General features: G+C 69.7%; 4 protein-coding genes and 1 pseudogene. All 5 read right to left on the reverse strand.

The features are described 5' to 3' along the window. A pseudogene (locus AB0M52_RS30825) lies at positions 1-267 on the reverse strand (hypothetical protein); the annotation flags it as partial. A gap of 140 nt (positions 268-407) precedes the next feature. Then, complete coding sequence (locus AB0M52_RS30830; RefSeq protein WP_363961002.1) at positions 408-2,048, reverse strand: alpha-amylase family glycosyl hydrolase; 1,641 nt, start codon at positions 2,046-2,048, stop codon at positions 408-410. Positions 2,049-2,073: 25 nt separating this feature from the next. Next, positions 2,074-2,961 carry a carbohydrate ABC transporter permease gene (locus AB0M52_RS30835; RefSeq protein ID WP_363961004.1) on the reverse strand — a complete coding sequence of 296 codons (888 nt, stop codon included), beginning with the start codon at positions 2,959-2,961 and terminating at the stop codon, positions 2,074-2,076. Between the two features lie 13 nt (positions 2,962-2,974). Then, positions 2,975-3,931, reverse strand: coding sequence for a sugar ABC transporter permease (locus AB0M52_RS30840; protein WP_363961006.1), 957 nt, complete (start codon positions 3,929-3,931; stop codon positions 2,975-2,977). Positions 3,932-4,012: 81 nt separating this feature from the next. Continuing rightward, positions 4,013-4,636 (reverse strand): hypothetical protein, encoded by a 624-nt coding sequence (locus tag AB0M52_RS30845; protein WP_363961008.1) that lies wholly within the window; start codon positions 4,634-4,636, stop codon positions 4,013-4,015. Positions 4,637-4,704: the final 68 nt, after the last annotated feature.

Raw genomic sequence — 4,704 nt, forward strand, 5'->3', positions numbered from 1 at the left:
GAGCGTGCCGTAGCGCCGGTCCGGGCCGATTCGGGTGCCGTTGTGCGCGGCGTTCTCGGCCTCGTGCTCGATGAACGGGACAGTGGCCCCCCGGCCGGCGATGTCGAACGGGGAGAGTCCGGCGGCGCGGGCCGGGGTCGCGGTGGTGGTGAGCGTGACGACCGAGATCGAGGCGGCGGCGAGCGCGGTGCCGGCGAGCGCGGCGAGCGCCGTACGGATCCGGTTTCGGGGCGGGTGGCGGTGGGGCGGGGTGGTGTGGTCGGCCATGAGCAGCGCTCTCCCTTTCCTCAGGTGGCCAGGTCCCCCGTGGTTGTGGTGTGCCGGTGGTGCGGGTACCTCCTCGTGTGGTGGGGGGTCGGGTGGCGGGGCGCCGGCGGCGGGACGGGACCGCCGGCGCCCGCGCGGGTCTAGGCCGGATCGCCAGCCGGGGTACGCAGCCAGACGGCGGTGTCCGGCGGCAGCAGATCGTCGTCGAGCGGCCCGCTGGCGAGCAGCCGCTCGGTGTGCGGCGGTAGCGGCACCGCCTCGGCGGAGAGGTTGACCAGGCAGACGAACCTTGGGTCACGCTGGAACGCCAGCACCCCGTCCGGGGCAGGTAGCCAGGTCATCGCGCCGTCTCCGAGCGCCGGTTCGGCCCGGCGGACGGCGATGGCGGCCCGGTACAGTTCCAGCATCGAGGCCCCGTCGCCGGCCTGGGCGGCGGCGGTGCGGTCCTTCCAGTCGGCCGGCTGGGGCAGCCAGGGCGCCGTGGTCGCGCCGTCCGGGCTGAAGCCGAACGGCGGCGTCTCGCCGGACCAGGGCAACGGGACGCGGCAGCCGTCCCGACCGGGGTCGATCCGGCCGGAGCGTTCCCACATCGGGTCCTGGCGCAGCGCGTGCGGGATGTCCTCGACCTCCCAGAGGCCGAGTTCCTCACCCTGATAGACGTACGCGGCGCCGGGCAGCGACAACGACAGCAGCGCGGCGGCCCGGGCCCGGCGGGTGCCCAGCTCCAGGTCGGTGGGGACGCCCTCGCGCTTGGCGGCAAAGCTGAACGTGGTGTCCGTCCGGCCGTACCGGGTGACGTGCCGGGTCACGTCGTGGTTGGAGAGCACCCAGGTGGCGGGCGCACCGACCGGCGCGTGGGCACTCAGCGTGCCGTCGATGCTCTCGCGCAGTGCCGCGGCGTCCCAGGCGCAGCCGAGGAAGTCGAAGTTGAACGCGGCGTGCAACTCGTCCGGGCGCAGGTAGTTGGCGAACCGCTGCCGGTCCGGCAGCCACACTTCACCGATCAGGGCACGGTCGCCGGGGTACCCGTCGGCGACCCGCCGCCAGTCCCGGTAGATCTCGTGCACCCCGTCGAGGTCGTGGAACGGGTGCAGCCGGTCCGGCCGGATCTCCGGCAGCGTCCCGTCCTTGACCAGCAGCCCGGCCGAGTCGATCCGGATGCCGTCCACCCCACGGTCGAACCAGAACCGCAGGATGTCCTCGAACTCGGCGCGCACCCGGGGGTGGTCCCAGTTGAAATCGGGCTGTTCGGGGGCGAAGAGGTGCAGGTACCAGTCGCCGGGGGTGCCGTCCGGGTTGGTGGTCCGGGTCCAGGTCGGGCCGCCGAACTCGCCGACCCAGTCGGTGGGCCGCTGGTCGCCGTTCGGGCCCCGGCCCGGCCGGAACCAGAAGAGATCCCGCTCGGGCGCGTCCGGTCCACCGGCGAGGGCCGCCTGGAACCAGGGGTGCGCGTCGGAGCAGTGGTTCGGCACCACGTCGACGACGGTCCTGATGCCGAGCGCGTGCGCCTCCGCGATCAGCGCCTCCGCCTCGGCCAGGGTGCCGAAGACCGGGTCGATGTCGCGGTAGTCGGCCACGTCGTAGCCGGCGTCGGCCATCGGGGAGGGATACCAGGGGCTGAACCAGATCGCGTCGATGCCGAGCGCGGACAGGTGGCCGAGCCGGGATCGGATGCCGGCGATGTCGCCGATGCCGTCGCCGTTGCCGTCGGCGAAGCTACGCGGGTACACCTGGTAGATCACCGCTCCACGCCACCACGGACGACCATCTGCTGTGGACACGAGCACCTGCTTTCTGGGTTGGGGGCTATCCCTTGAGGCCGCCGGCGGTCAGACCGGACATGATGTTCCGCTGGAAGATCAGGAAGATGATGACGGTCGGTATCGCGGCGATCACCGATGCGGCGATCACCACGTTCATCGGCGTACCGCCGGAGAAGGCGTAGATGCCGACGCTGACCGTCCGGGTCTCCGGCGACGGCATGACCAGCTTCGGCCAGAGAAAGTCCTTCCAGACCGCGGTCACGGCGAAGATCGAAACCACGCCCAGGATCGGGCGGGACATCGGCAGGATGATCGACCACAGGGTGCGCAGCGGCGTCGCCCCGTCCATCAGGGCCGCCGCCATCAGGTCTTCCGGGATCGAGTCGAAGAACCGCTTCAGCAGAAAGATGTTGAACGCGTTGGCGACCAGCGGCAGCCAGATCGCGAACGGCGAGTCGAGCAGGCTGATGTGCAGGATCGGCAGGTCGATCACGGTCACGTACTGCGGGACGATGAGGACCATCGCCGGGATCATCAGCGTCGCCAGCATCAGGCCGAGGATCGCGTTGCCGAAGATCGGTCGGAGCTTCGACAGGGAGTACGCCGCGGCGGTGTCGAAGACGAGCTGGAACAGCACCGCGCCGGCCGCGTAGTAGAAGGTGTTGAACAGCAGCTTGGCGAGGGCCAGGTTGTTCCACGCGTCGGCGTAGTTCTGCCACTGCGGGTCCTGCGGGAACAGCGACGGCGGGGTCTGCGCGATCTCCTGGCCGGACTTGAGCGCGCCGGTGACCATCCAGTAGAGCGGCCCGAGGAAGACGAGCGTGAACCCGATGATCACGACGGCGAGCAGCGTCCAGTAGATCGCCCGGCCGGGCCCGCGCCGGAGCTGGGCCTGGGAGATGAGGGTCCGGGTCCCGGAGTCCTGTGCCATGGGTCGTCCCGTCCTAGTCCTGTTTCGCGGTCAGCCGCAGGTAGACGGCGGAGAAGCCGGCCAGCACCACGAGCATGATCACGCCGAGCGCCGCGGCACCGTTGAGGTCGTTCTGGAAGAAGCCGTGCTGATAGATGAGGTACGCGACCGAGGTCGCCGAATCCTCCGCGCCCGCGCCGTTGGCGAGGATCAGCGGCTCGATGAACAGCTGCATGGTGGCGACGATCTGCAGCATCGCCAGGAGCGCGAGGATCAGCCGGGTCTGCGGGATGGTCACGTGCAGGATGCGCCGCCAGATCCCGGCACCGTCCAGCTCGGCCGCCTCGTACAGCTCTCCCGGGATGTTCTGCAATGCCGCCAGATAGATCAGCACCGCGCCGCCCATGTTCATCCAGGTCGACGCGATCACCATCGCCGGCATCGTCATGTCCGGGGACTGCATCCACTGCGAGGTGGGCAGGCCCAGGGCCTTGAGGATCGCGTTGAACAGCCCCGCGTCGCTGGGGTCGTACGCGTAGAACTTGAAGAGGAAGAGCGCGGAGGCGGGCGGCAGCATCACCGGCAGGTAGACCAGGATCCGCAGGTACCCCTTGGCGTGGCGGAACTCGTTCAGCAGGATCGCCACGAAGAACGGCACGGCGTACCCGAGGACGAGCGCGAGGACCGTGAAGTAGAAGGTGTTCTTCCAGGCGGTCCAGAAGCTGGGGTCGTCGAGGATCCGGAGGTAGTTGTCCCAGCCGACCCAGGTGGTCTCGCCGCGCCGGGTGCGCTGGAAGCTCATCACGATGCCGCGGACCATCGGGTACCAGGAGAAGACCGCGAAGCAGAGCACCGCACCGATCAGGAACGCGTGCCCGGTGAGGTTGTCCCGAGCCTTGCGGCCGAGGCTGGTCCGCTGCCGGCCTGCCGGGGACGACGGGGCGGGGCGACTCGCTGCTCTGATGGCTCCCTGGGCAGAGGTGATCGCCAAGGCAACTCCTGGTGAATCGGTGACCGGACGGTGCGGCGCAGATGGGGTGGGGGCCGGTGCACCGGCCCCCACCCGCTCGGATCAGCCTTCGGCGGCGAGGAGCTGGTTGACCTTGTCCTCGGCCGTCTTGAGCAGGGCGTCGATGTTCGCGGTCGGGTTCGTGAGCACCCCGGACATCGCCGCGTCGAGCACCGCGTAGATCGCCTGCGCGTTGCGCGGCTCACCCTTGATCGGGACCGGGTTCGCCTCGAAGACCGCGAAGTTCGCGGTGTCGACGTTCGCGTTCGCCTTGCGCAGTTCGAGCTCCTGCTTCTGGGCCTCGGTGCCGTTGGCGAAGAGCAGCGGCTGCGGCAGGCCGACCGGGTAGTTCTGCGGCTTGGCCCGGGCGTAGTCGAACTGCCCCTTGCCGGGCGTCAGCTTCTGGTACGCAATCCACTTCAGACCGGCCTTGACCTGCTCCGAGGAGAGGCCCTTCTTGAAGAAGTAGCCCTCGCCGCCACCGAGCGTCCCCTTCGCCGGACCGTCCTGGCCGGGCAGCGGGCCCATCGCCCAGTCCTCGAACTTGCCCTGGAACTGGCTGACGATCGCCTGGGTGGTGTCGGGAGCGCCGATGAACATGCCGACCTTGCCCGCGCCGGCGTTGGTCAGCAGGTCACCCCACTGCAGCAACTGACGGTCGCCCATGCTGTTGTCGCCGTACCGCATGTCCTTGAGGTTTTGGTGATGGCGGCCAGCCGATGGTCGGCCAGGGCAACTGCAGCTTCGGTGACGGC

Origin of the sequence: Micromonospora sp. NPDC051296, from assembly GCF_040682255.1 — a bacterium.
GTDB lineage: Bacteria > Actinomycetota > Actinomycetes > Mycobacteriales > Micromonosporaceae > Micromonospora > Micromonospora craterilacus.